General features: G+C 66.6%; 23 protein-coding genes. 10 read left to right on the forward strand and 13 right to left on the reverse strand.

All coding sequences use genetic code 11. The features are described 5' to 3' along the window. The first annotated feature begins 466 nt into the window (after positions 1–466). Both quiC and ACQ5BL_RS05605 read left to right on the forward strand, forming a co-directional pair. Positions 467–2,377 (forward strand): 3-dehydroshikimate dehydratase QuiC, encoded by a 1,911-nt coding sequence (gene quiC / locus ACQ5BL_RS05600; protein ID WP_243804769.1) that lies wholly within the window; start codon positions 467–469, stop codon positions 2,375–2,377. 102 nt (positions 2,378–2,479) lie between these two features. Then, complete coding sequence (locus ACQ5BL_RS05605; RefSeq protein ID WP_243804768.1) at positions 2,480–3,145, forward strand: TetR/AcrR family transcriptional regulator; 666 nt, start codon at positions 2,480–2,482, stop codon at positions 3,143–3,145. A gap of 154 nt (positions 3,146–3,299) precedes the next feature. Here ACQ5BL_RS05605 and ACQ5BL_RS05610 read toward each other — a convergent pair whose 3' ends face one another. The 6 genes from ACQ5BL_RS05610 to ACQ5BL_RS05635 all read right to left on the reverse strand — a co-directional run bounded on the left by ACQ5BL_RS05610 (position 3,300) and on the right by ACQ5BL_RS05635 (position 10,215). Continuing rightward, positions 3,300–4,148, reverse strand: a complete 849-nt coding sequence (locus ACQ5BL_RS05610) for a shikimate dehydrogenase (RefSeq protein WP_243804767.1) — start codon at positions 4,146–4,148, stop codon at positions 3,300–3,302. Between the two features lie 13 nt (positions 4,149–4,161). After that, on the reverse strand, positions 4,162–4,593 hold the full coding sequence (aroQ, locus tag ACQ5BL_RS05615) for a type II 3-dehydroquinate dehydratase (protein ID WP_243804766.1): 432 nt from the start codon (positions 4,591–4,593) through the stop codon (positions 4,162–4,164). Between the two features lie 618 nt (positions 4,594–5,211). Continuing rightward, positions 5,212–6,618, reverse strand: a complete 1,407-nt coding sequence (gene lpdA / locus ACQ5BL_RS05620) for a dihydrolipoyl dehydrogenase (protein WP_243804765.1) — start codon at positions 6,616–6,618, stop codon at positions 5,212–5,214. 28 nt (positions 6,619–6,646) lie between these two features. Beyond that, positions 6,647–7,933, reverse strand: a complete 1,287-nt coding sequence (locus ACQ5BL_RS05625; protein WP_243804764.1) for a dihydrolipoamide acetyltransferase family protein — start codon at positions 7,931–7,933, stop codon at positions 6,647–6,649. Beyond that, positions 7,934–8,986, reverse strand: coding sequence for an alpha-ketoacid dehydrogenase subunit beta (locus tag ACQ5BL_RS05630; protein ID WP_207883282.1), 1,053 nt, complete (start codon positions 8,984–8,986; stop codon positions 7,934–7,936). Further along, on the reverse strand, positions 8,983–10,215 hold the full coding sequence (locus tag ACQ5BL_RS05635) for a 3-methyl-2-oxobutanoate dehydrogenase (2-methylpropanoyl-transferring) subunit alpha (RefSeq protein WP_243804763.1): 1,233 nt from the start codon (positions 10,213–10,215) through the stop codon (positions 8,983–8,985). The genes ACQ5BL_RS05630 and ACQ5BL_RS05635 overlap by 4 nt, the downstream gene beginning before the upstream one ends. A 272-nt stretch (positions 10,216–10,487) precedes the next feature. Between ACQ5BL_RS05635 and ACQ5BL_RS05640 the strand changes: the two genes are divergently transcribed. The 6 genes from ACQ5BL_RS05640 (at position 10,488) to ACQ5BL_RS05665 (ending at position 18,036) form a co-directional block, all read left to right on the forward strand. Then, positions 10,488–10,949, forward strand: coding sequence for an Lrp/AsnC family transcriptional regulator (locus ACQ5BL_RS05640; protein WP_207883286.1), 462 nt, complete (start codon positions 10,488–10,490; stop codon positions 10,947–10,949). Positions 10,950–11,485: 536 nt separating this feature from the next. Next, positions 11,486–11,728, forward strand: coding sequence for a DUF2790 domain-containing protein (locus tag ACQ5BL_RS05645; protein ID WP_207883288.1), 243 nt, complete (start codon positions 11,486–11,488; stop codon positions 11,726–11,728). Positions 11,729–12,006: 278 nt separating this feature from the next. After that, positions 12,007–13,266, forward strand: coding sequence for a cytosine permease (gene codB, locus ACQ5BL_RS05650; RefSeq protein ID WP_243804762.1), 1,260 nt, complete (start codon positions 12,007–12,009; stop codon positions 13,264–13,266). Beyond that, positions 13,263–14,474 carry a PucR family transcriptional regulator gene (locus tag ACQ5BL_RS05655; RefSeq protein WP_243804761.1) on the forward strand — a complete coding sequence of 404 codons (1,212 nt, stop codon included), beginning with the start codon at positions 13,263–13,265 and terminating at the stop codon, positions 14,472–14,474. The genes codB and ACQ5BL_RS05655 overlap by 4 nt, the downstream gene beginning before the upstream one ends. Before the next feature lie 21 nt (positions 14,475–14,495). After that, positions 14,496–15,737, forward strand: coding sequence for a cytosine deaminase (gene codA / locus ACQ5BL_RS05660; RefSeq protein WP_243804760.1), 1,242 nt, complete (start codon positions 14,496–14,498; stop codon positions 15,735–15,737). 334 nt (positions 15,738–16,071) lie between these two features. Beyond that, the gene (locus ACQ5BL_RS05665) at positions 16,072–18,036 is read left to right on the forward strand and encodes a DEAD/DEAH box helicase (RefSeq protein ID WP_243804759.1); all 1,965 of its coding nucleotides are present in this window, start codon (positions 16,072–16,074) and stop codon (positions 18,034–18,036) included. Between the two features lie 3 nt (positions 18,037–18,039). Here ACQ5BL_RS05665 and ACQ5BL_RS05670 read toward each other — a convergent pair whose 3' ends face one another. From ACQ5BL_RS05670 to gcvA, 3 genes are all read right to left on the reverse strand, one after another. Beyond that, on the reverse strand, positions 18,040–18,381 hold the full coding sequence (locus ACQ5BL_RS05670) for an FKBP-type peptidyl-prolyl cis-trans isomerase (RefSeq protein ID WP_207883299.1): 342 nt from the start codon (positions 18,379–18,381) through the stop codon (positions 18,040–18,042). 87 nt (positions 18,382–18,468) lie between these two features. Further along, complete coding sequence (locus tag ACQ5BL_RS05675) at positions 18,469–19,485, reverse strand: SLAC1 anion channel family protein (protein WP_243804758.1); 1,017 nt, start codon at positions 19,483–19,485, stop codon at positions 18,469–18,471. A gap of 137 nt (positions 19,486–19,622) precedes the next feature. Continuing rightward, positions 19,623–20,534 (reverse strand): transcriptional regulator GcvA, encoded by a 912-nt coding sequence (gene gcvA, locus ACQ5BL_RS05680; RefSeq protein ID WP_243804757.1) that lies wholly within the window; start codon positions 20,532–20,534, stop codon positions 19,623–19,625. 109 nt (positions 20,535–20,643) lie between these two features. Here gcvA and ACQ5BL_RS05685 point away from each other — a divergent pair, with 109 nt between their 5' ends. After that, positions 20,644–21,459: an aminotransferase class IV family protein gene (locus tag ACQ5BL_RS05685; protein WP_243804756.1), complete on the forward strand. Its 816-nt coding sequence runs from the start codon at positions 20,644–20,646 to the stop codon at positions 21,457–21,459. A gap of 88 nt (positions 21,460–21,547) precedes the next feature. On the opposite strand, the gene ACQ5BL_RS05690 is transcribed toward ACQ5BL_RS05685, so the two are convergent. Further along, positions 21,548–22,324, reverse strand: coding sequence for an NAD(P)H-dependent oxidoreductase (locus tag ACQ5BL_RS05690; RefSeq protein WP_243804755.1), 777 nt, complete (start codon positions 22,322–22,324; stop codon positions 21,548–21,550). Positions 22,325–22,413: 89 nt separating this feature from the next. Between ACQ5BL_RS05690 and ACQ5BL_RS05695 the strand changes: the two genes are divergently transcribed. Beyond that, positions 22,414–23,307 carry a LysR family transcriptional regulator gene (locus ACQ5BL_RS05695; protein ID WP_243804754.1) on the forward strand — a complete coding sequence of 298 codons (894 nt, stop codon included), beginning with the start codon at positions 22,414–22,416 and terminating at the stop codon, positions 23,305–23,307. Between the two features lie 64 nt (positions 23,308–23,371). Here ACQ5BL_RS05695 and ACQ5BL_RS05700 read toward each other — a convergent pair whose 3' ends face one another. The 3 genes from ACQ5BL_RS05700 to ACQ5BL_RS05710 all read right to left on the reverse strand — a co-directional run bounded on the left by ACQ5BL_RS05700 (position 23,372) and on the right by ACQ5BL_RS05710 (position 25,412). Beyond that, positions 23,372–23,821, reverse strand: coding sequence for a methyltransferase family protein (locus tag ACQ5BL_RS05700; RefSeq protein ID WP_243804753.1), 450 nt, complete (start codon positions 23,819–23,821; stop codon positions 23,372–23,374). A 213-nt stretch (positions 23,822–24,034) separates the two neighbouring features. Then, the gene (locus ACQ5BL_RS05705) at positions 24,035–24,205 is read right to left on the reverse strand and encodes a hypothetical protein (protein ID WP_207883311.1); all 171 of its coding nucleotides are present in this window, start codon (positions 24,203–24,205) and stop codon (positions 24,035–24,037) included. Between the two features lie 76 nt (positions 24,206–24,281). Further along, complete coding sequence (locus ACQ5BL_RS05710) at positions 24,282–25,412, reverse strand: LuxR C-terminal-related transcriptional regulator (protein WP_207883313.1); 1,131 nt, start codon at positions 25,410–25,412, stop codon at positions 24,282–24,284. Positions 25,413–25,449 lie beyond the last annotated feature (37 nt).

Consider the following 25,449-nt stretch of genomic DNA (forward strand, 5'->3'; position numbering starts at 1 on the left):
TCCACCGCCGGGCGGCGAGGAGGGCAGGAAGGCTTGCGCTGGCTGGCGGAAATCAGTGCGCGCGGCAGTGGCCGAGCAGCGGACACAGGCCTGGCATCAGGCGGGCCAGGCGAGTCTGCGGATAGGGGACGGAGGCGGCGGGGCGAGGTTGAGGTACGTACATGAGCAGTTACCCGTTCTTGAAATTGTTATGGATGACACGCAGGCCATCTCGCAGCGGCGGGTGCATCTCCTCCAGACAAGGGCAGGCGCCTGGGGAGCGGCCGGATTGCGTCGGCGTGGCTAAATGTTGAGCAGAGGCCGGAACCGGGTCAATTCGATAAACGGCCTTCCGTTCGGTAATCGAACACAAAACTAACCAGTTAGTACACTTTAAATTGCTGCGCGCCCCGGCCGCCAGAATAATCGATCCAGGCCGGGGACCCTTCCGACAAGCACCCTCACCACGCCCGGCAGGAGTCAGAAGATGCAGCGTTCGATCGCCACCGTTTCCCTCAGCGGGACCCTGCCGGACAAGCTCGAAGCCATCGCCGCCGCCGGGTTCGACGGCGTGGAAATCTTCGAGAACGATCTCCTCTACTACGGCGGCAGCCCCCGCGACGTGCGCCGGTTGTGCGAAGGCCTCGGCCTGGCGATCACCCTGTTCCAGCCGTTCCGCGACTTCGAGGGCTGCCGCCGCGACCGCCTGCCGCGCAACCTCGACCGCCTGGAGCGCAAGTTCGACCTGATGCAGGAGCTGGGCACCGACCTGGTGCTGATGTGCAGCAACGTCGCCGCCGACTCCCTCGGCGAGCGCAAATTCCTCCTCGAAGACCTCGGCCTGGCCGCCGAGCGCGCCGGCGCCCGTGGCCTGCGCGTGGGTTACGAGGCGCTGGCCTGGGGCCGCCACGTGAACACCTGGCAGCAGGTCTGGGACCTGGTGCGCGAGGTGAATCATCCGGCGCTGGGCGTGATCCTCGACAGCTTCCACACCCTCTCGCTGAAGGGCGACCCGGCCGGCATCGCGCAGATTCCGGGGGAGAAGATCTTCTTCGTGCAGATGGCCGACGCGCCGATCCTGGCCATGGACGTGCTGGAGTGGAGCCGGCACTTCCGCAACTTCCCCGGCCAGGGCGAGTTCGACCTGGCGGGCTTCCTCGCGCCGATCCTGAAAAGCGGCTATCGCGGCCCGCTGTCGCTGGAGGTCTTCAACGATGGCTTCCGCGCCGCGCCGCCGCGCGCCAATGCCGCCGACGGCCTGCGCTCGCTGCTCTATCTCGAAGAGAAGACCCGCGCCCGACTGGAGCGCGAAGGCCTGTCGCAGGAACAGCTGGACTGCCTGTTCGCGCCACCGCCGGCCGGTCAGCTGGACGGTGTGGAATTCCTCGAATTCGCCGTCGACGAAGCCCTCGGCGCGCGCCTGGGCAACTGGCTGGAGCGCCTGGGCTTCGCCCGCGCCGGCGAACACCGCTCCAAGGCGGTGAGCCTGCTGCGCCAGGGCGACATCAACATCGTGCTCAATACCGAACCCTATTCCTTCGGCCACAGCTTCTTCGAGGCCCACGGCCCGTCGCTGTGCGCCACCGCGTTGCGGGTGCGTGACGCCGCCAGTGCCCTGGAGCGGGCGCAGGCCTACAAGGGGCAGCCGTATCGCGGGCTGGTCGGCCCCAACGAACGGGAGATTCCCGCCGTGCGCGCGCCGGACGGCAGTCTCATCTACCTGGTGGAAGAACGCGCCGCCGGGCAGACCATCTATGACGTGGACTTCCGCCTCGACCCGGCTGCGCAGCCCAGCGGCAAGCTGCAACGCATCGACCACATGGCCATGGCGTTGCCGGCGGATGGCCTGGACAGCTGGGTGCTGTTCTACAAGGGGCTGTTCGACTTCGAGGCCGACGATGAAGTGGTGCTGCCCGACCCCTACGGCCTGGTGAAGAGCCGCGCCCTGCGCAGCGCCAACGGCAGCGTGCGCCTGCCGCTGAACATCTCGGAGAACCGCAACACCGCCATCTCCCATGCGCTGTCCAGCTATCGCGGCTCCGGCGTGCACCACATCGCCTTCGCCTGCGAGGACATCTTCGCCGAGGTGGAGCGGGCCAAGGATGCCGGGGTACCGCTGCTGGAAATCCCGCTCAACTACTACGACGACCTGGCCGCGCGCTTCGACTTCGACGACGAGTTCTTGAGCGAGCTGGCCTACTTCAACGTGCTCTACGACCGCGACGCCAATGGCGGCGAGCTGTTCCACGTGTACACCGAGCCGTTCGAGGAGCGCTTCTTCTTCGAAATCATCCAGCGGCGCGGCGGCTACACCGGCTATGGCGCGGCTAACGTCGCCGTGCGCCTGGCGGCCATGGCCCAGGCGCGCAACGGCACCACGCGCCGGCCGCGCACCTAGGTCGGCATCGTGCTTGGCCTCGGGTGCGCTCGGGTCGCATAATCCGCGCACCTACCAGTGCATAGCAGGCGCCTTGGCGCCTGCCGAACGAAAGCCGAGCCCATGACCGACAGCGCCACCCAGCCGACCCCCGCCGACACCGCGCGCCGGGGGCGCAAGAACAACCCGGAGAAGACCCGCGAAGACATCCTCCAGGCGGCCATCGTCGAGTTCGTCCAGCAGGGCCTTTCCGGCGCGCGGGTGGACGCCATCGCCGAGCGCATGAACACCTCGAAGCGGATGATCTACTACTACTTCGGCAGCAAGGAGCAGCTCTACCAGGCGGTGCTGGAGAAGCTCTACGGGGACATCCGCGGCACCGAGCAGACCCTGCACCTGGCCGAGCTGGAACCGCTGGAGGCCATGCGCCGGCTGGTGGACTTCACCTTCGACCACCACGATCACAACGTCGACTTCGTGCGTATCGTCTGCATCGAGAACATCCACTACGGCCAGTTCGCCTCGGGCTCGGAAACCATCCGCTCGATGAGCAGCAACATCCTGCGCACCATCGAGGACATCCTCCGTCGCGGTGCCGCCAGCGGCGTGATCCGCGAGGGGCTGCAGGCCATCGACGTGCACATGCTGATCAGCGGGTTCTGCTTCTATCGCGTGTCCAACCGGCACACCGTCGGCTCGCTGTTCCAGATCGAGCTGGAAGACGCGGCGATCAAGGCGCGGCACAAGGAAATGATCATCGAGGCGGTGTTGCGCTACGTGCAGCCGTAAGCTGGGCCGAACGCGTAGGAGCGGGCCATGCCCGCGATTGCATCCGGCGCGTGTCGATCTACCCGGTAATTAATTCTGTGCCACGCCAACGCCGGCCCTGCCGGCGGATCGCGGGCATGGCCCGCTCCTACAGGTTGGAATCGGCGCAGGAGCGTTACATCGCGGCGAAATGCGCCAGCATCCGCTCGGCGTCCGCTTCCACGCCGCTGAACAACTCGAACGCCTTCACCGCCTGGAACACCGCCATGTTGCCGCCATCCAGCGTGCGGCAGCCGAGGCTGCGGGCGTGCTTGAGCAGCTCGGTCTCCAGCGGGAAATAGATGATCTCCGCCACCCACAGGCGCGGGTGCAGCAGCTCCAGCGGCAGCGGCGCGCCGGGCAGCTTGGCCATACCCACCGGGGTGGTGTTGACCAGCCCGTCGGCCTCGGCGACCGCGCCGGCAAGATCATGGCCGACGCGAGCACGCTGGCCGCCAAAATGCGCGTTGAGGTTGTCCACCAGCGCCTGGGCGCGGGCCGCATCCACCTCGAAGATCGTCAGCTGCTGCACGCCTTCGCTGAGCAGCGCGTGGGCCACCGCAGCGCCCGCGCCCCCCGCACCCAATTGCACCACGCGCTCGCGCGGCGCATCGGCGAGATTGCGCCGGAAGCCTTCGGCAAAGCCCAGGCAGTCGGTGTTGTGACCGATGCGCTTGCCGTCTCGCAATACCACGGTGTTCACCGCGCCGATGCCGCGCGCCTCGTCGGACAGTTCGTCCAGCAGCGGAATCACTGCCTGCTTGCAGGGGAAGGTGATGTTCAGCCCGGTGTAGCCCATGCGCTCGGCGGCGGTCAGCAGGTCGGGCAGGGCGCTGGCGTCGACACCGAGGGTGTCCAGGTCGATCAGCCGGTACAGGTAGCGCAGGCCCTGGGCGTCGCCCTCGCGCTCGTGCATGGCCGGGGTGCGCGAAGCCTGGATGCCGGCGCCGATCAGGCCGGCCAGTACGGTGCGTTGTTCGTTCATGGCGCTCACCCTTTCAGTATTTGGAGAAGTGCCGGATGCCGGCGCGATAACCGTCGCTGCCCAGCCCGGCGATGACGCCGACGGCGATGGCGGAAACGAAGGAGTGGTGCCGGAATTCCTCGCGTGCGTGCACATTGGACAGATGCACCTCGATGACCGGCAGTTCCACGGCGGCAAGCGCATCGCGGATGGCCACCGAGGTGTGGGTCCAGGCCGCCGGGTTGATCAGGATGCCGGCGCAGCGGCCGCGTGCCTGGTGGATCCAGTCGATCAGCTGGCCTTCGTGGTTGGTCTGCCGGAAGTCGATCTCCAGGCCGTACTCGGCGCCGGTGCGCTCGCAGAGCGCGGCGATGTCGTCGAGGGTCTCGTGGCCGTAGGTGGCCGGCTCGCGGGTGCCCAGCAGATTGAGATTGGGGCCGTTGAGCACGAGGAGGGTGTGAGGCATGAGGGTGGGTGGCTCCGTTGTTATATGGCCACGATAAAAGGCCTGTGGGAGCAAAATGTACCAAATAGTTAATTTGGTCAATGGAGGGGGTGAGCGGTTTAGCCTAGAAGTATGTGATGATTCAGCCGGCATCAGGCAGCCAAAATCGGCGAATTTGGCGTCAGTTGGCATGTAATGAAAGTGGCCGTCGGCGCGACATTCTGTGCGGTGATCGCCCGTGGCGGCGGACTTTGTCCGCCTATCGTGGGCAAGGCCCGCTCCTACGAGATCAAGAGCCCCTCACCCTAACCCTCTCCCGGAGGGAGAGGGGATCGTTCGGTGCAGGATGAAGTCGTCGTATCAGCCGGCTCGGACTGCTCCCTCTCCTGGGGGAGAGGGCTGGGGTGAGGGGAGGCCCAAACTCAACACTCACAGGATGTAGGGCGAATCACGCGCAGCGTTATCCGCCAAAGCCCGCGGCGGATAACCCGTTCCGGGTTATGCGCCCTACGATGCTGTAGGAGCGGACCTTGTCCGCGAATGGCGGGCATGGCCCGCCCCAAAAGCGGTGGGTGCCCGCGCAAAACCTTCGGGCAAAAAAAGACCCGCCATTCGGCGGGTCAGCGAGGGGACGTCGGATCAGATATGCAGGGCATGCCCCAGCGCGCGCAGCGCCGCTTCCTGCACCGCCTCGCCCAGGGTCGGGTGGGCGTGGATGGTGCCGGCGATGTCTTCCAGGCAGGCGTTCATCTCCAGCGACTGCACGAAGGCCGTGGACAGCTCGGAAACCGCCTTGCCCACGGCCTGCCAGCCGAGGATCAGGTGGTTGTCCTTGCGTGCCACCACGCGGACGAAGCCGTCATTGGATTCCAGGGTCATGGCGCGGCCGTTGGCGGCGAACGGGAAGGTTGCCGTCAGCACCTCATGGCCGGCGGCTTTCGCCTGCTCCGGCGAGAGGCCGACCACCACCACTTCCGGATCGGTGAAGCACACCGCCGGGATCGCCGTGGGGGTGAAGGCGCGGCGCTTGCCGGCGATGATCTCGGCGACCATCTCGCCCTGGGCCATGGCGCGGTGGGCCAGCATGGGCTCGCCGGCGATGTCGCCGATGGCCCAGACATTGCGCATGGACGTCTTGCACTGCTCGTCGATCTTCACCGCGCGGCCGTTCATGTCCAGGCTCAGGCTTTCCAGGTTCCAGCCCGTGGCATTGGGATGGCGGCCGACGGCGACCAGTACCTGGTCGGTCTCGATCACCCGTTGCGAGCCGGCGCCATCCTGCACGCGCAGGCCTTTGCCGTCCGGCTCCAGGCCCATCACGCTGTGGCCGAGGTACAGCTCGATGCCCAGCTTGCGCAGCGCATTGGCCACCGGCTTGGTCAGTTCCTCGTCATAGGTCGGCAGGATGCGCGGCTGCGCTTCCACCACCGTGACTTCCACGCCGAGCTTGCAGTACGCGGTTCCCAGTTCCAGGCCGATATAGCCGCCGCCGACTACCGCCAGGCGCTTGGGCAGTGCCTTGGGCGCCAGGGCTTCGGTGGAGGAGATGACGTTGCCGCCGACCGGCAGGAAGGGCAGCTCAACGGACTTGGAACCGGCCGCCAGCAGCAGGTGCTCGGTGTGGATGTGCTGGGTGCCGCCTTCGGTGAGGTCGACCTCGACGGTCTTGCCGTCAACGATCTTCGCCCAGCCGTGCACCACGGTGACGCCGTGCTTCTTCAACAATGCGGCGACGCCGGTGGTCAGGCGGTCGACGATGCCGTCCTTCCATTCCACGGTGCGCTGGATGTCGATGCTCGGTGCCTGCACGCTGATACCCAGCGGCGACTTGCCGGCGAACTCGCGGGCTTTCAGGTATTCCTCGGCGGCGTGGATCAGCGCCTTGGAGGGGATGCAGCCGATGTTCAGGCAGGTGCCGCCGAGAGAGGCGCCTTCCACCAGCACGGTGCGGATGCCCAGTTGGCCGGCGCGGATCGCCGCGACATAGCCGCCGGGGCCGCCACCGATCACCAGCAGGGTGGTTTCGAGAGTCTGGTTCTGTTTCACGGTTAGGCTCCAGTGACCGCGTGGGCCGTCAGTCGATGAACAGGGTGGCGGGATGTTCGAGCAGGGCGCGTACGGCCTGGATGAAGGCCGCCGCGTCCATGCCGTCGACCACCCGGTGATCGAAGGACGAGGACAGGTTCATCATCTTGCGCACCACGACCTGCCCGTTGACCACCATGGGCCGCTCGACCATGCGGTTGACCCCGACGATGGCCACTTCCGGATGGTTGATCACCGGCGTGCTGACGATGCCGCCGAGCGCGCCGAGGCTGCTCAGGGTGATGGTCGAGCCGGAGAGTTCCTCGCGGCTGGCCTTGCCGTGGCGCGCGGCCTCGGCCAGGCGTGCCACTTCCGCGGCGTTGCCCCACAGGTCGCGGGATTCGGCGTTGCGCAGCACCGGCACCATCAGGCCGGCGTCGCTCTGGGTGGCGACACCCAGGTGCACGGCGCCGTAGCGGGTGATCACGTCGGCCTCGTCGTCATAGCGCGCATTGAGCTGCGGGAAGTCGCGCAGGGCGACGACCAGGGCGCGGGCAATGAACGGCAGCAGGGTGAGCTTGCCGCGCGCGGCGGCGTGCTTGGCATTGAGGTGGACGCGCAGGGCTTCCAGGTCGGTGACGTCGATTTCCTCGACGTAGCTGAAGTGCGGGATGCGCCGCTTGGCCTCGGCCATCTTCTTCGCGATCATGCGGCGCAGGCCAATCACCGGGATCTGGTGCTCGTCGTGGCGCGCGGCATAGCCGGAGGCGATGGTGGCGCCGCCGTGTTCCAGGTAGTGCTCCAGGTCCTCGTGGGAAATGCGCCCGGCCGGGCCGCTGCCCTGCACGAACTGCAGCTCCACGCCCAGGTCGCGGGCGCGCTGGCGCACCGCCGGGGAGGCCAGCGGCTTCTCGCCCGGTGCACGGCGCGGGGCCGGCGTCGGGGCAGGGCGGGTGGCCGGGGCGACCGGCTTGCTCTCGGCGCGGGGCGCGGGTTTGGGCGCTTCGGCGACGGGAGCCGGCTTGGCTTCCGGCTTGGCTGCCGGAGCTTCTTCGTGGGCCTTGGGCTGCGCGGCCTCCTTGAGGTTGCCCTGGCCTTCCACTTCCAGGCGGATCAGCTCGCCGCCCACGGCCATCACCTGGCCCGGAACGCCGCCCAGGGCGAGGATCTTGCCGGCCACGGGGGAGGGAATCTCCACCGTTGCCTTGTCAGTCATGACTTCCGCCAGCAGCTGGTCCTCATGGACCTCATCGCCGACCTGGACGTGCCACTCCACCAGCTCGACTTCGGCGATGCCTTCGCCGATGTCCGGCATCTTGATGATGTGAGTGCCCATTCAGACCTCCATGGCGCGTTTGAAGGCCGCGCCGACGCGCGCCGGCCCGGGGAAGTAGTCCCATTCCTGGGCGTGCGGGTAGGGGGTGTCCCAGCCGGTCACGCGCGCGATGGGGGCTTCGAGGTGGTGGAAGCAGTTTTCCTGGACCAGCGACATCAGCTCGGCGCCGTAGCCGCAGGTGCGGGTGGCCTCGTGGACGATGACGCAGCGGCCGGTCTTTTTCACCGACTCGACGATGGTGTCCAGGTCCAACGGCCAGAGGCTGCGCAGGTCGATGATCTCGGCGTCGATGCCGGTCTCCTCGGCGGCGGTCTGGGCCACGTAGACGGTGGTGCCGTAGGTCAGCACGGTCAGTTCGGAGCCGGGGCGGGCGATGGCGGCCTTGTCCAGCGGCACGCTGTAGTAGCCTTCCGGCACCTGGCTGGCCGGGTGCTTGGACCAGGGCGTCACCGGGCGGTCGTGGTGGCCGTCGAACGGACCGTTATACAGGCGCTTGGGTTCGAGGAAGATCACCGGGTCGTCGTTCTCGATGCAGGCGATCAGCAGGCCCTTGGCGTCGTACGGGTTGGACGGCATGACGGTACGCAGGCCGCAGACCTGGGTGAACATCGCCTCCGGGCTCTGGCTGTGGGTCTGCCCGCCGTAGATGCCGCCGCCGCAGGGCATGCGCACCACCATGGGCACGGTGAAGTCGTTCACCGAGCGGTAGCGGATGCGCGCCGCCTCGGACACCAGCTGGTCGGTGGCCGGGTAGACGTAGTCGGCGAACTGGATTTCCACCACCGGGCGCAGGCCGTAGGCGCCCATGCCGACGGCGGCGCCGATGATGCCGCTCTCGGAGATCGGCGCGTCGAACACCCGTGAGGTGCCGTATTTCTTCTGCAGGCCTTCGGTGCAGCGGAACACGCCGCCGAAGTAGCCCACGTCCTGGCCGAACACCACTACGTTGTCGTCACGTTCGAGCATCACGTCCATGGCCGAGCGCAGGGCCTGGATCATGGTCATGCTGGTGACCGCCTGGGCGTTCTCGTGTTGCTGGTTCACGGCATTCATACCCCGAGCTCCTGGCGCTGCCGGCGCAGGTGTTCCGGCAGGTCCTTGTAGACGTCGTCGAACAGGTTGGCGGCGCTGAACACGTGGCCGTCCACGAGCGAACCGTGGCGTTCGGCCTGTTTCTGCGCGGCGATCACTTCGGCTTCCAGCTCCTTCTGCAGCGCTTCCTGCTGCTCGTCGGACCAGATGCCGAGGGCGATCAGGTGCTGCTTCAGGCGGGCGATCGGGTCGCCCAGGGGGAAGTTGGTCCAGTCGTCGGCCGGGCGGTACTTGGACGGGTCGTCCGAGGTCGAGTGCGGGCCGGCGCGATAAGTGACCCACTCGATCAGGCTCGGGCCGTGACCACGGCGGGCGCGCTCGGCGGCCCACTGCGAGGCGGCGTAGACGGCGAGGAAATCGTTGCCGTCGACCCGCAGCGAGGCGATGCCGCAGCCCACGCCACGGTTGGCGAAGGTGGTGCCTTCACCGCCGGCGATGGCCTGGAAGGTGGAGATCGCCCACTGGTTGTTGACCACGTTGAGGATTACCGGCGCGCGGTACACGTGGGCGAAGGTGAGGGCGGTGTGGAAGTCGGATTCGGCGGTGGCGCCGTCGCCGATCCAGGCGGACGAGATCTTGGTGTCGCCCTTGATCGCCGAGGCCATGCCCCAGCCGACGGCCTGGATGAACTGGGTGGCGAGGTTGCCGGAAATCGAGAAGAAACCCTTCTCGCGGCTGGAGTACATGATCGGCAGCTGGCGGCCCTTGAGCGGGTCCTGCTCGTTGGAGAGCAGCTGGCAGATCATGTCCTTGAGCGGGTAGTCGCGGGTGATCAGGATGCCTTGCTGACGGTAGGTCGGGAAGGTCATGTCGCCGTCGCGCAGGGCCATGGTGTGGGCGGTGGCGATGGCCTCTTCGCCCAGGCACTGCATGTAGAAGGACATCTTCTTCTGGCGCTGGGCGGTGAGCATGCGTGCGTCGAAGATGCGCGTCTTGAGCATCAGGCGCATGCCGCGCAGCAGCTGCTCGTGGCTCAGGTCCGGGGCCCAGGGGCCGACGGCGTTGCCCTGGTCGTCGAGCACGCGCACCAGGCTGAAGGCCAGGTCGGTGGTCTGCGCGGGTTCGACGTCGATGGCGGGCTTGCGCACCTCGCCGGCGGGCGACAGGTGCAGGTAGGAGAAGTCGGTCTTGCAGCCCGGGCGTCCGGTGGGTTCGGGGACGTGCAGGCGGAGCGGAGCGTAGTCGGTCATGGCGGGTCTCCAGTTGTGATCGTGGGTGTGGATCAGCGAACGGAAGAGGCCGTGCCTGGCGGGCGCACCCGGCCGGGTAAGGCTACGGTGCGGGTGCCGCGCGGGGTCGCGTGGCGGGTGGTGACATCACTCATGGTGAGGTCCTCGGTTGTTGTAGTTGTGGTTTCAGTATAGGTGTGACCGATTGGTTTTTTGCTCCAAATTGACTAGTTCCGAGCTTACGGATTAGTGTGTTTGCACCATAAAAACAACCACTTGTAGTACCGAGCAAAATGGCTGATCTAGACCGCACCGACCTGAAAATCCTCCGCGCCCTGGCCGACGATGGCCGCCTGTCCTGGCGCGATCTCGCGCAGAAGATCGGCCTGTCGCTGACCCCGACCCTGCGCCGGGTGCGCCGGCTGGAGGACGAGCACTACATCCAGGGCTACTTCGCCCGGCTGGACGAGGAACGCCTGTCCGGCGGCATGAGCGTGTTCGTCTCGGTGTCCCTGGAAAAACAGACCGGCGATTACCTCGCGCGGTTCGAGGAACGCATCGTCCAGGCGCCCCAGGTGATGAGCTGCTTCCAGATGACCGGGGATGCGGATTACGTGCTGCGGGTGGTGGTAAAGGACCTGTCGGCGTATCAGCTGTTCCTGACCAATACGCTGACGCAGATTCCGGGGGTGGCGGGGATCAAGTCGGCGTTTGCGTTGAAGTCGGTGATGTTGCGGTCGGCGCCGCCGATCTAGCCGGAAGCCATGGCGCGGCGTCGGGCCTTTCGCGGATAAGATCCGCTCCTACGAAAGCAGCGCCGGATTCCACCTGTAGGAGAGACGGGGCGTCTAGCCCTTGTCCGAGAATCCGTCCGGCCCATTGCGAGCCCTCTGGCTGACTGTAAGAGCAACAGCCTTCTTGGAGACTCGTGCCAGTGCATGCCCTCACCCCAACCCTCTCCCCGAGGGAGAGGGGGCAGATCGTGCCGGCTGATGTCGCGGTTTCATCCTTCACTGAACGGTCCCCTCTCCCCTTGGGAGAGGGTTAGGGTGAGGGCCGACCCGAGCGCAGGAGTTTCCCTGTAGGAGAGACGGGGGCGCCTAGCCCTTGTCCGCGAATCCTTCCGGTCCATCGCGGGCCTTCCGGCTGAGCGCAGGACAAGCCGACATTGTTGCGTAACCTGAAGAAATCCATTGCCGAAGCCGCTCTGTGTCCCGAGCGGCACTTCGACTAGATTTAATGGCTGTGGGCCACGATCGACGCGACCCGCGTGATCCCCGAGGTGCCTGCCATGAAATCCACTCTTTCCCTTCTGTTCGCCGTCCCCGCCGTGCTGCTTTCCCTCTCTGCTTTCGCCGATGAAGCGCCGGTCTACCAGTACGGCATGCCGCTGGACGTGGCCAAGGTGCTGCGCATCGAGCAGCCCAACGAACTCTGCGAAGTCAGCCTGGCCACCATGACCTATCTGGACTCCCACGGGCAGGTCCATTCCGTGCGCTACCTGCGCCAGACCGAGAAGTGCAGCGACGTCTGAGGCCGTTTCCGCCGGTGGTGAGTCCCGCTCAACGGTAGGAACTCAAGTCAGGGTTTCGTCAGTTTTGGTGCGAAAAAGCTGCGCCGCGCCCCGAAAATCCGCACAATGCACATTTGAGCTATCTTGAAACGCCGTTACACCCACCGGAAGTGTGCATTGTGAACAGTTCACAATGTTCCACATGCTCAAAATTTCCGCGTCGTTCCTGATTGGCTTTTCCGGCCCGCTATTTGCGTTGGCCGGGAGTCTTCAACCAATCCTCGCGGAGATCCCCCACGATGAGTTCCCCCAGTGAATTCCCCCTGAGCGCGACGCCCAGGGAAGGGCGCAAGGGCCTGCTGCCCATCGCCATGGTCCTGTTCAGCTTCACCTTCTTCACCGGTACCATGTTCGCCGGCGGCAAGATCGGCATGGCCTTCGACTTCGTCGACATGCTCTGGGTCGCCTTCATCGGCAACGTGCTGCTCGCCCTCTACGCCGCCGCCCTGGGCCTGATCGCCTCGCGCAGCGGCCTGAACACCGTGCTGATGGGCCGCTTCTGCTTCGGCGAGCGCGGCAGCAAGCTGTCCGACTTCCTCCTCGGCTTCGCGGAACTGGGCTGGTACGCCTGGGGCACCGCCACCGTGGCCATCGTGCTGGTGAAGATGCTGTCGTTGCCGGAATGGCTGAACATCCCGCTGATGGTGGTGTTCGGCCTGCTGTTCTCGGTCACCGCGATCATCGGCTTCAAGGGCCTGGACATCATGTCCCGCGTGTCGGTGCCGTTGATGTTCATCCTGCTGGTGGCGTCCATGGTTATCGCCACCGGCCACGCCGGCGGCTGGAGCGGCCTGCTGGCGAAGGAGCCGAGCCAGACCCTGACCTTCTCCGCCGCCGTGACCATGGTCTTCGGCACCTTCGCCAGCGGCGCGACCCAGGCCACCAACTGGACCCGCATGGCCCGCAGCGGACGCATCGCGGTGATCGCCAGCGTGGTCGCCTTCCTCATCGGCAACGGCCTGATGATCGTCGCCGGCGCCTGGTGCGCCATCGTCTACCAGAACGCCGACATCGTCGAAGTGATGGTGCTGCAGGGCCTGTCCTTCGCCGCGGTGATCATGCTCTGCCTGAACCTGTGGACCATCCAGGGCCCGACCATCTACAACGTCTCCGCCGCCGCCTGCCACCTGGTGCGCAGCGAGCGCCGCCGCAGCATGACCCTGCTGGCCGCCGGCATCGGCATCATCCTCGCCATCGGCGGCATGTACGAATGGCTGATCCCGTTCCTGGTGCTGCTGGGCTCGATCATCCCGCCGTTGGGTGGCGTGATCATGGCGGACTACTGGTACCGCAACCGCGGCGAATACCCGGCGCTGGTGGGCAGCCACATCCCGGCGTTCAACGTTTCGGGCCTGGTGTCCTACGCGGTGGGCGCGGGCCTGGCCTACGCTTCGCCGTGGATCGCGCCGCTGGTGGGCATCGCCGCATCGGCCCTGTGCTACATCGTCCTCACCGAAGTCACCCGCGCCCGCGCGCCGGTGGCCGAGCCGCGCGCTTGAGCCTGAGCGTCGAGGAAATCCTCCGCTTGCCGGGGCTGGAAAGCCTCGCGCTGCGGGCCGGCGCGCGCAACCTGCATCGCAGCGTGCGCTGGTCCTACGTGGCGGAGAACGTCGGCATCGCCGACTGGGTGATGGGCGGCGAGCTGGTGTTCGTCACCGGCATCAACCACAGCCGCGACGAAGCCAACCTGCTGCAGCTGGTGCGCGAAGGCGTCGCCAGCGGCATCGCCGGCATCGTCATCCTCACCGGCGACGAGTTCATCCAGCGCATACCGCCCTCCGTGGTACAGCTCGCCGAAGCGGAAGGCCTGCCACTGATCGAGCAGCCCTACGCACTGAAGATGGTCATCGTCACCCACCTGATCGGCACGGCGCTGGTGCAGATGACCCAGGTGAAGACCTCGCGCCGCGACATCCTCGGCCAGCTGCTCAGCGGCGATTACCCGAGCCTGGAGATCGTCCGCCGCCGCGCCCGGTATCTGGAGCTGCCGCTGGAAACGCCGCGCCGCCTGGTGGCGCTGCGGCTTTCGGGCGTCGACGGGCTGTTCCAGCAGCAGGAACCGGAGGAGGCTGAGCGCGCGCTGCAACTGACCCGCCAGCGCCTGCTCGACCATCTGGAGAGCTGGCAGCAGGAACGCCCCGAGCGCCTGCCGGTGGTGATCCAGGGCGACCTGTTCGTCCTGCTGCTGGCGGATGCCGAACGGGCCGAGCTGCACGCGCTGGCTACCGAGTTGCAGCAGGAACTGGCGCCGCTGCGCGCCTATCTCGGATTGTCTGCCCGCGCCCATTCGTGCGCGGAATTCCCCCGCGCGCTGCTCGAAGCCCGCCAGGCGCTGGACGTCGCCGAAGGCATGCAGGCGCCCGCCGGCTTCTGCGACTACCGTGAGCTGGGTGTGCTGCGCCTGCTGCGGGCGATCCCCGATCGCGCGGTGGTCGAGCAGTTCATGAAGGACACCCTCGGCCCGCTCACGGAGCCGGGCCGCAAACAGCCGCAGCTGCTGATCGAGACGCTCGACGCGCTCGTTCAGGAGAACGGCAATGCGCTCAAGGCGGCCCAGCGCCTGGGCATCCACCGCAACACCCTGAACCAGCGGATCGCGCGGATCGAGGCCCTCAGCGGCCAGTCCCTGGACGACGCGCAATTCCGCCTGAATACCTCCGTGGCGCTGCTCATCTGGCGCATGTCCACTGCGCCGCGCCACGAATAGCCTGAAGAGGAAGAAAGAGCCATGAAGATCATCAACGCCTCGCTGCGCAAGCAGACCGGCCTGTTCACCATCCGCTGCGAAGGCGACGTGATTGCCGAGGTCGTGCAGCAAGCCGGCACCGTCGCTGCGAGCGGCGACGACATCGACGCCCGTGGCAACCTCGCCATTGCCCCGCTGGTGGAGCCGCACATCCACCTCGATGCCACCCTGACCGCCGGCGAGCCGGAATGGAACATGAGCGGCACGCTGTTCGAGGGCATCGAGCGCTGGGCGCAGCGGAAGGAAACCATCACACACGAGGACACCAAGTCCCGCGCTCACACCACCATTCGCATGCTGGCCGCCCACGGCATCCAGCACGTGCGCACCCACGTCGACGTGACCGATCCGACCCTGGCCGCGCTCAAGGCCATGGTGGAGGTTCGTGAAGAGGCGCGGCACCTGGTGGACCTGCAGATCGTTGCCTTCCCGCAGGAGGGCATCGAGTCCTACGAGGGCGGCCGCGAGCTGATGGAAGAGGCGATCCGCCTGGGCGCGGACGTGGTCGGCGGCATCCCGCACTTCGAGAACACCCGCGAGCAGGGCGTCAGCTCGATCAAGTTCCTGATGGACCTGGCCGAGCGCACCGGCTGCCTGGTGGACGTGCACTGCGACGAGACCGACGACCCCAACTCGCGCTTCCTCGAAGTGCTCGCCGAGGAAGCCCGTGTGCGCGGCATGGGCGGTCGCGTCACCGCCAGCCACACCACCGCCATGGGCTCCTACGACAACGCCTACTGCTCCAAGCTGTTCCGCCTGCTCAAGCGCTCGGGCATCAACTTCGTCTCCTGCCCGACCGAAAGCATCCACCTGCAGGGCCGCTTCGACACCTTCCCGAAACGCCGTGGCGTGACCCGCGTAGCCGAGCTCGACCGCGCCGGCATGAACGTCTGCTTCGGCCAGGATTCGATCAAGGACCCGTGGTACCCGCTGGGCAACGGCAACATCCTGCGCGTGCTGGATGCCGGCCTGCACATCTGCCACATGATGGGCTTCGAGGACCTGCAGCGCGCGCTCGACCTGGTCACCGACAACAGCGCCCGCGCACTGAACCTGGGTGCTCGCTACGGCATCGCCGTCGGCCGTCCGGCCAACCTGCTGGTGCTGGGGGTGGAGAGCGACTACGAAGCGGTGCGCCAGCAGACCAAGGCGCTGTATTCGATCCGCAACGGCCGCGTGCTGATGAAGCGCGAGCCGGAGAAGGTGGAGCTGGTCGAGGGCTGATCGCTTCGCTCTCCGCAGGGCGCCGGAGTATCTGGTAGGAGCGGGCCATGCCCGCGACCTGCATCGCACGGCTGCATGAGTCGAAACGGCGGAGCTGACCTGTAGGAGCGCCCCATGGGCGCGAATCGCGGGCATGGCCCGCTCCTACGGGAACGGTACGTCTTCCATCCGCGATCTGCGCCATCCCCTTCAGACTTGATACCCACGCACCGGGTGGACAATCTGGATCATTGTCATTCCGTTGCTGTCTACAGGCGCGTCAATGGGCCTCCGCTTGCCTGTCGTTGCCGAAAAGCGCTTATGATTCAAGGCTGTAACTGATCGGGTAGGGCCAATGGAGTCTGCTGTCGAACGCTACAAACGGCTGGTCGCCGAAGCCCTTGCGCGTTATTTCCCCCGTACCACCGAATACCTGCGCGCCGAGCGCGAAGCGGCGCAGCCGCAGCCCCGTGCGCGTGGCAAGGCGAAAGGCGCGACTAAGGCCCCTGCCAAACGCACCCCTAAAGCAAAGAAGGAAGGCGACGCGCCTGCACCCAAGCGCCCGCGAGCACCCGCCGCAGCCGGCATCTACGGCACCGCCAAGGCGCCCGATGAACAGCACGCCCTCGACATGCGCCAGCGCGTGGCCCAGGCCGCCGCCCACGGGGTGGTCAGCCTGCCGTCGGATGAGCAATGGGCGATGATCCTCGCGCCCGAACCGCTGACCCGCATCTTCGCCGGCGCCGGTTCCGGCAAGTCCACCACCCTGGTCCTGCGGGTGGTCTACATGCTCTGCCACCTGGGCATCGAGGCCGAGAAGGTGACGGTGATTTCCTTCACTAACGCCTCCTGCGCGCAACTGCGCGAGCAACTGGTGAAGGTGCTCGGCTACTGGGGCCATTCGTTCGACGCGGCGCAGGCACGGCAGTGCGTGCGCACCTTCCACTCGGCCATGGGCACCCTGGCGAAAGTGGCGCTGAAGAACCCGCGCTGGTTCGAGCAGCTCGATGAGCGCACCCCGGCCGACGAACTGGACAACCCCTTGCTCGCCGGCCGCCTGCGCCCGGCGCAGCAGCGCCTGCTCAAACAGGTCTACCAGCAGTGCTACGCCGATCAGGCCCCGTTCCGCACGCTGGTGCATCAACTCCTCGAACTGCCGCCACCGCCCGAAGCCGGCGAAGACGGCAAGCCGCCACGCATCGGCAAGGCGCCGCTGGATGCCTTCAAGCTGGCCGGCGAGTTCACCGCGCTGCCGCTGTTCGAAGCCTTCTACGCCCAGGCCGGATTCATCGAGAGCATCGGCCTGCGCATCGCTCAGCTGCAGCCGAAAAAACTCGATTGCCCGCCCCGCGAGCGCCAGTTCATCGAAGCGCTGCAACTGTTCTGGGCGGCCTTCGATGCCGCCTTGCAGGAGCAGGGCCTGCTGACCTTCAACCTGGCCTTCCAGCGCCTCACCGACCAGCTTGGCGACGGCAAGCTGCCGGCCGAAGCACTGACCCCGTTCCAGCACCTGCTGATCGACGAGTTCCAGGATGTTTCGCCGCAGATCGTGCAATGGCTGCAGGCGCTGCACCGCGACCTCGCCAAGCGCGGCGAGGCGGTCAGCCTGATGGCCATCGGTGACGACTGGCAGTCCATCTATGCCTGGCGCGGCAGCTCGCCGGAGCTGTTCATGGACTTCGACCGGCACTTCCCCAGCAAGGGCCGGCGCAAGAGCCGCGTGCTGCTGCTGGAGACCAACTACCGCAGCATCGACCCGGTGATCCGCGACGGCGATCGGGTGCTGGCGGGCGTGGCGAACAAGCAGGCCAAGACCTGCCGCGCCTTCAAGTCGGCGGAGGCGGGCGACCATGGGGTGAAGCTGGTGCAGCGCTTCGATGCGCGCAACAACCTGCCGACCCTGCTGGAGGAAATCCGTAAGCAGTGCGAGCACGTCGCCGCGCGCGGTTCGCGGGAGAAGACCGCCGTGCTGCTGCTCAGCCGTCGCAATGAAACCCTGCAGACCATCCTCGGCGAGCTGGACCGCAAGCTGCCGGTGAAGGGCATGACCATCCACCGCGCCAAGGGTTTGCAGGCGGAAGTGGCGATGATCGTCGACGACTGCGCGCCGCCGGAGAAGCACCCGCTCCGCAGCGCGCTGTACGCGGCCTCGGGCTTCTTCGCCAGCAGCTACGACCAGGCCCAGCAGGACGAACAGCTGCGCCTGGCCTACGTGGCGATTACCCGTGGCGTGAGCCGGGTGCTCTGGTTCACCCGCAAGGCGCAGGGGCCGACGGCGATCCTGGCGATGCGGCGTAGCGTGGAAACGGTTCCCGCCTGAGAATCAGTCGTCGCGGGTAAGGACTTCCAGCAGTTCGATCTCGAACAGCAGGTTGGAGTTGGGCTGGATGTGCGCGCCGACCTGGCGCTCGCCGTAGGCCAGGTGCGCGGGCACGAACAGCTTGCGCTTGCCGCCGACCTTCATGCCCATCAGGCCGATATCCCAGCCCTTGATCACGCGACCGGTGCCGATCACGCACTGGAAGGGGCGGCCCTTGTCGTACGACGAGTCGAAGACGGTGCCGTCTTCCAGGGTGCCCTTGTACTGGGTGGTGATCAGGGCGCCCTTGACCACGGCCTTGCCGTCGCCGACGACGATATCTTCGATCTGCAGTTCGCTGCTCATGGCGTTCTCCGGTGATGCGGGTGCGGCATGACCGCCGCGAGGGCGTGGGTTTTCGCAGGATTCGTCGTGGATGGCAAGACGCGCGGTTCAGCCGGCGAGGTTGCGCAACTGGCCGGTGGCCACGCCAATCAGGGTGCGCAGGCCCATTCCCAGTATCACCACCGTGGCGGCGGCCAGCAGGAGCAGCGCCACGCCATTGGTGAACGGCCCCGGTGCGTGAGCCGCGTAACGCAATGCGCAGCCCGCCGCAGCGGCCAGCGGGAAGCCCACCGACCACCAGGCCAGGCGGAACGGGCAATTGCGGGCGAGGTGGCGCAGGCGGCCGACGAGCACCGCCAGCATGAACAGCGAGAGCATGTACAGCGCGCTGGCGAAGCGGTCGACGTCGCCGACGATGCTGACATAGGCGGAAAAACCGACGGCGAAGGGCGCCAGGAGGATCAGCAGAGAGGGTTGCAGGCCGACGCCTAGGGGTTCCTCGAACAGCAGGCGGGAGAGGATCAGGGTGAACAGCGGCACGGCGAAGAACAGTGCCACCGCCAGGGAGAAGAAGGCGATGTCGTCGGTGCCTTCCCACTGCAGCAGCGGCACGGCCAGCGGAATGTCCGCCAGGCCCACCACCGGCACGATCCACGCCGGAGTTGCATGGGCTGCGTGCTGGCGCTGACTAAGCCAGCGGGAAATGATCAGCCAGGCAAAGGGCAGCATACCGAGCGTGCCGATGACCCAGGAGGCGCGCGCCAGCGTCACGCTGTAGCTGACCAGGGGAATGGGCAGCAGCAACAGGCTGATGAACAGCGTGCCGAACAGGTTGCCGGCGATGGGATGGAGGAATTCGGCCTTCACTGCGTGTGGGGCGGTAACGGCCTTGATCGCATAGCCGATGCCGACTGCGACGAAGGCCAGCAACGCCAGCAGGCCGATAGCCTGGGATACCCATGGCGGCGCACCGTAGATCACCGTGGCCAGTTTCCAGGCGGAGCACAGTCCCGCGAGCCCCATCACCGAGCCGAACAGGGCGACGGGCAGATAACCCAGGCGGCCCTCGCGGGCGGTTTCCTTCGGTGCGCCAAAGGCTGCAGCGGTGTCGATGTTCTCTGTCATTCGCGAATTTTCCTCATCGATGCGCGCTGCTCAGTGCGAATCCGGGCGCGCCCGGGTTCCGTGTCGCACAGCGTAGATGGGAAAAATCTGACAGCAATACCTCTGTGGGTGGATGGCGCGGCCGGCGCTCCGGGGGCTTAGCCGGCCAGCTCGGCGAGGGCCCAGTCGCGGAAGGCAATAACCCTTGGGTCGTCGGCGCTGGCCTGCGGGTAGACCAGGTTGTAGGCATAGTCCTCAGCCACCGGCACGCCCAGTTCGAAGGGCTGCACCAGCAGTCCCTGTTCCAGCTCGCGGCTGACCAGGGCGCGGTCGGCCAACCCGACGGCGCCGCCTTCCAGGACTGCCTGCACCACGTGGCTGGTGTCGTCGAAGGCCACGCAGTTGCTGGCGTCGAAGTCCTCCATGCCCGCCGCCGTCATCCAGCGCGCCCAGTCCGGCCAGGGCGCACCCTCGGTTTCGCAGTCCACGAAGCACAGGGTGTGGGCCAGCAGGTCTCGCGGCTCGCGCAGGGGTGGCCCTTCAGTCAGCAGGCTCGGGCAGCACACCGGCACGATCAGCGTATCGAACAGCCGCTCGGCCCGCAGGCCGGGGTAATGGCCGCTGCCGAAGCGGATGGCCAGGTCGATATCGTCCACGGCAAAGTCGCGCAGCTCGTCGCTGACGTCGAAGCTGAGCTTCAGCCCCGGATGCAGCGCGCGAAACGCTGGCAGGCGCGGCAGCAGCCAGTGGGTGGCGAAGCGCGCGGTCAGCGAGACGCGCAGCTGCTCGGCGCTGCGCGACAGGCGCCGGGCGCGCACGGTGGCGCGGCGCAGCAGGTCGAGGGATTCCGCCGCCGCTTCCAGCAGCAGCGCGCCGCCGGGCGTCAGCTGGATGCTGCGGCTGGTACGGGTGAAGAGGGTGAGGCCGAGCTGGTCCTCCAGCTCCTTGATCTGGTGGCTGACCGCCGCTGGCGTGAGGCCGACTTCCTCCGCCGCACGGGTGAAATTGAGGTGCCGGCCGGCCGCCTCGAAAGTGCGCAGCGAACGGATACCGGGGAATGGGCGGCTCATCGATCTTCAAGTCCTGTTTGATGATCCATCGAGAAATACTCGTTTCTCCTGGTCTCGTCAAAGTCGGATAGTGATTGCACTTGATGATCGACCAGAGGAAGCCAGCGCCATGTCAGCCGCCATCCACCCCTATATCACCCAGCGCAATGCCCAGCCGGCCAGCGCCGATGACCTCGCGCCCCTGGCCTTCGCCGGTTACGCGCACTTCACTGCCATGCAGGTACGTGACGGCGGCATTCGCGGTCTCGATCTGCACCTGGAGCGCCTGCGCAACGCCTCGCAGCGGCTGTTCGGCCGGAGCCATGCCGATGAGGAGATTCGCGCCGCCCTGCGTGCCGCTCTGGCGCAGGCCCCGACCGATGTGTCGCTGCTGGCGACCGTCTATTCCCCCGCTGGCGAGTTCACCGTGGCCGGGCCTGAACACCGCCCGGAGCTGCTGGTGCGTACCGCGCCGCCGTCCGACGGGCCGCAGGGGCCGCTGTCGCTGGCCATTGCCGGGCACGAGCGGGTGCTGCCGGAAATCAAGCACGTCGGCGAGTTCGCCAAGACCTGGTACCTGCGCGAAGCGGTGGCGGCGGGCTTTGACGACGCGGTGTTCAGCGACCATCGCGGCCGGCTTAGCGAGGGCACCATCTGGAACCTGGCGTTCTGGGACGGCGAGACGGTGATCTGGCCGAAGGCGCGGATGCTGGGCGGTACCACCATGGGTATCCTGCGGCGCCAATTGGAGAAGCTCGGTGTACGCCAGTCGGTGCAGTGCATCGACCGCCAGGACCTGCCGCGACTGGCCGGCGCCGTGGTGATGAACTCCTGGACGCCGGCGGTGCCGGTGAACCGCATCGGCGAGGTGAAAATCCCGGCGGCGCCGGAATTCGTCGAGTTGCTGCGACGCGCCTTCGAGGCCGAGCCACGGGTGAAGCCCTGAGGGTCCAGCGGTTCGCAAGCAAGCTCGCTCCTACCAAAAGCAGTGCTGCCTGATCCTGTAGGAGCGAGCTTGCTCGCGAACAGCGGCATCACTCCAGATGCACAGCAAATCCATTGATGTGAGGGGCGATCTCCTCGCGCAGGGTCAGCGCGGGAATGTCGTAGTCGCCGCCATTCTGCCGGCGGAAGGGGATGGGTGCGGTGGTCTGGAGGCTGTCCAGGCGCGCGCCCAGTTCCTGTTCGATCTGCGCATAACGCGCCTCATCGACGCGGCTGGTGCGGTACACCAGGTAAGGCGGCAGCACGTCGAAGCCGGGGTAGTGCAGCACGCCGTGGTGGATCGGGAACAGCAGGTCGTCGATCGGCCCGTTGATGCCGCGCGGGCTGTAGTGCGACTCCCAGCCGCCGGCGGTGACCACCAGCATGGCGCGCTTGCCGGCGAGGTTGCCCTCGCCGTAGCGGTCGCCCCAGCGCGCATCGGAATGCTCGCCGACGCCGTAGGCGAAGCCATAGGCATACACGCGCTCGACCCAGCCCTTGAGGATTGCCGGCATGGTGAACCACCAGAGTGGAAATTGCAGGATCAGCACGTCGGCCCAGCGCAGCTTTTCCTGCTCGGCGGCGATATCCGTGCTCTGCCGGCCGGCGGCGTAGGCGCGCTTGGAATCCAGCGACGGATTGAAGCGTGCTTCCGGATCGCGGTCGAGGCTGTCGGCGGCATCCAGGGTGGCCTTCCAGTTCATCGCGTAGAGGTCCGAGACCTGCACGTCGTGGCCGGCGGCCTGCAGGCGGCGCACGGCGAAATCCTTCAGCGAACCGTTGAGCGAGCGCGGCTCGGGGTGGGCGTAGACGATCAATACCTTCATGACGGCTTTCCTGCGAACGGTGGGATGGGCGCAGGATGCGATTCGCCGAGGTATAGTGGAAATGAATATCCGGTATCCCAGGTATATGAATGAATAATCTGCGCAGGCTCGACCTCAACCTGCTGGTGACCCTGGACGTGCTGCTCTCCGAGCACAATGTGACCCGCGCGGCGGAGCGGCTGAATTTCTCCCAGCCTTCGGTGAGCGTGCACCTGGCAAAGCTGCGCGACATCTTCAACGACCCGTTGCTGCTGCCCGGCCCACGCGGCATGCGGCCGACGGCGCGGGCAGAATCCCTGCGCGAGCCGCTGCGCATAGCGCTGGAGGCGCTGGAGCAGGCGGTGGCGCCGTCCGCACCCTTCGATCCGGCCCAGGCACAGAACACCTGGCGTATCGCCGCGACCGACTACGGCGAATCCACCATCCTGCTGCCGGCCTTGAGTGCCATTCGTAGTCGCGCGCCGGGTACGCGCCTGGCCCTGCTGCAATTGTCGCCGCCGCGTATCGCCCGGCAGGCCGAGCAGGGCGAGATCGACCTGGCCTTCCACACCACCGAAGGCAGCCCGCCGGGCATGCGTCGCCGCACGCTGTTCACCGAGCGCTATCTGCTGGCCGGCCGCGCCGGGCACCCGAAGCTCAAGCGCAAGCCGACCCTGGCGCAGTTCTGCCAGTTGGAGCACGTGATGGTGTCGCCCGATGGCGGCGGTTTCAGCGGCGTGACCGACGAGACGCTGGCGGCGGTCGGCCTGAGCCGGCGCGTGGCGTTGTCGGTCCCGCACTTTCTCTTCGTCATCTCGGCGGTGGCAAGCAGCGACCTGGTGGCCATGGTGCCGGCGCGGCTGGCGAGGGATAACCCATTGCTGCGGGTGGTGGAGGCGCCAGTGGAGGTGCCGGGGTACGAGATGTCGATGCTCTGGGATGAGCGCTCGCACCGCGACCCGGCGCACCAATGGCTCAGGGAGCAGATTGCCGGGGCGGTGTGACGGTGTTCGACGGTAGGAGCGGGCCATGCGCGCGATCGCGGGCATGGCCCGCTCCTACAGGGTGCTAGACCCAGCGCCGCACCCGGCGGCAATAGGCGTCGAAGTTCGCCCCGAAGCGTTGCCGCAGCGCCTGCTCCTCAGGGACGATCTGGAAGCGGTTGATGTACAGCACGAAGGCAACCACTCCCAGCACGGCGGGCAGGGAGGCGAGGGCTATGCTCCAGGCCAGCAGCACGATGGCGAAGCCCAGGTACATCGGGTTGCGCGTGTGGCGGTAGATGCCGGCGACTACCAGCGAGGATGCGCTTTCCGGTTTCAGCGGATTGACGGTTGTGCGGGCGCGGCGGAAGGACAGTACGCCGGCCAGGCATACCGCGATTCCGCCCAGCAGCACCAGTAGCGCCAGCCACAACCGGCCGCCGAATGGCGGCAGTGGGCGGGCCGGTAGCCACATCAATACGCCGAGGATTACCGCCACCAGGGGCGGGGGAATACGGTGTTCGAGCCAGTCCATGCTGCATCTCCGTGCTGTGCCAGGTCGCCCCGCAGCTGTCGGTGCGCAGGGTGTATAACGTTCGACGTTATACGCCGTTTCACCCTGGTCGCCGAGCACTTGGAAGCCAGGCATGGAGCCGCGATTTCGGAGGCTCCAGGCTTGATCGTGGAGCCGGTAATGAGCTCGGTGTATCGGCGTACAACCGCGAACGGTTGTACGCACGTTAGCGAATCAGGGGAGCTGGCGCAGGCAACTGCCGAGTATGCAGGGTGGGGTTGGCAGCTGGAGGGCGCTGCGGGCTGCTTGCAGTCGCGTCTCTTCGTAAGAGCACAGCATCAAGTGCGCGGTCAGCAGGCTGGCGCAGATGATGAGTGCGATCAGCAGCGGGATGAACCTGGACATGGCATCGGCCTCGTCGACTAACCCCATGCTTCGCACGTTAGTCTCGTTGGCCTTCCCGCCAAATCGTCCGCTTGGACTAGCCAAGGGTGGCCACGCTGCGCAGGATCAGGCGCACCAGCATGGTCTGCCGGGTCACGCCCGTCTTGGAGAAGGTCGAGCGCAGGTGGGCGCGCGCGGTGTTGCGGCTGATGCCCAGCTCGTCGGAGGCTTCGTCCAGGGTCAGGCCATTGGCCAGCAGCATGGCCAGTTGCGCCTCGGCCGGGGTCAGGTCGAACAGTGCCTTGACGATTTCCTGGGGCGCGCGGGATTCCTGCTCCGGGTCGCTGACGAAGATCACCACCGAGGGGCAGTGCTTGCCCTCGTTCCACTCGCTCAGCGGCACCGAACGCACGATGATGCCCAGGTCGGAGCGGCCGGAGGGGCGTTGCACGCGCATGGCTTCGACCACCGACGGGTGGGTGCTCTTCTGCGATTGCAGGGCCTGTTTCACCAGGCGGCGGAACTCCTGGCTGTCGCGCGGGGTGCCGACCTGCAGGGTGTCGCCGCTGATCTTCAGGCCATCCTTTTCGCTCAGCAGGTTCTCGGCGACCTGGTTGGTCTGCAGGATCTTGCCGGTCTCGTCGAGGATGATGGTGCCGACCGCGAACTGATCCACCGCGCCGGCGTAGAGGTTGCGTTCGGTCTCGATGCGGTTGATCTGCGTATGCAGCACCACCGAACGCTCGAGATGCGGCACGAAATAGGCCAGCAGGGCCTTGTCGTTTTCAGTGAAGCCCGGGGATTCGACCCCACGGCTGATGCGGATGCGGCACAGGGCGCCATCGCTGGTGCGGATGTCCGCGCCGAGGATGTGGAACACACCCACCGGTTCGAGGAAGTTGCGGTAGAACTCCGACGCCAGCCACTCCTCGCGGGAGACGAACTCGTCGAGGATCACCACCTGGCCGCTGGGCAGGTCGACGAACGGGTCGAGGTTGAAATAGTACTGGTTATAGGACGCCACCACTTCGGCGGAACTGCCGTTGGTATTGACCATCAGTCCTTCGTTCTGGTCGCTGGGCGGACGCAGGATGAAGGTGGTGTACTTGCCGTCGAGGAACTGGTTGAGCTGGCTCAGGAAGGACTGCCACGGCGTGGGCTCCAGGGGGCCCTGATACAGATTGCCGAGCATTCCGCTGAACTGGTCGAGCGAAAGCGAGTGTGCCATTGGTGAACCATTTCTTATTTTTGTAGTACGAAAACGC

The organism is Pseudomonas sp. B1-22 (genome assembly GCF_050474425.1).
GTDB lineage: Bacteria > Pseudomonadota > Gammaproteobacteria > Pseudomonadales > Pseudomonadaceae > Pseudomonas.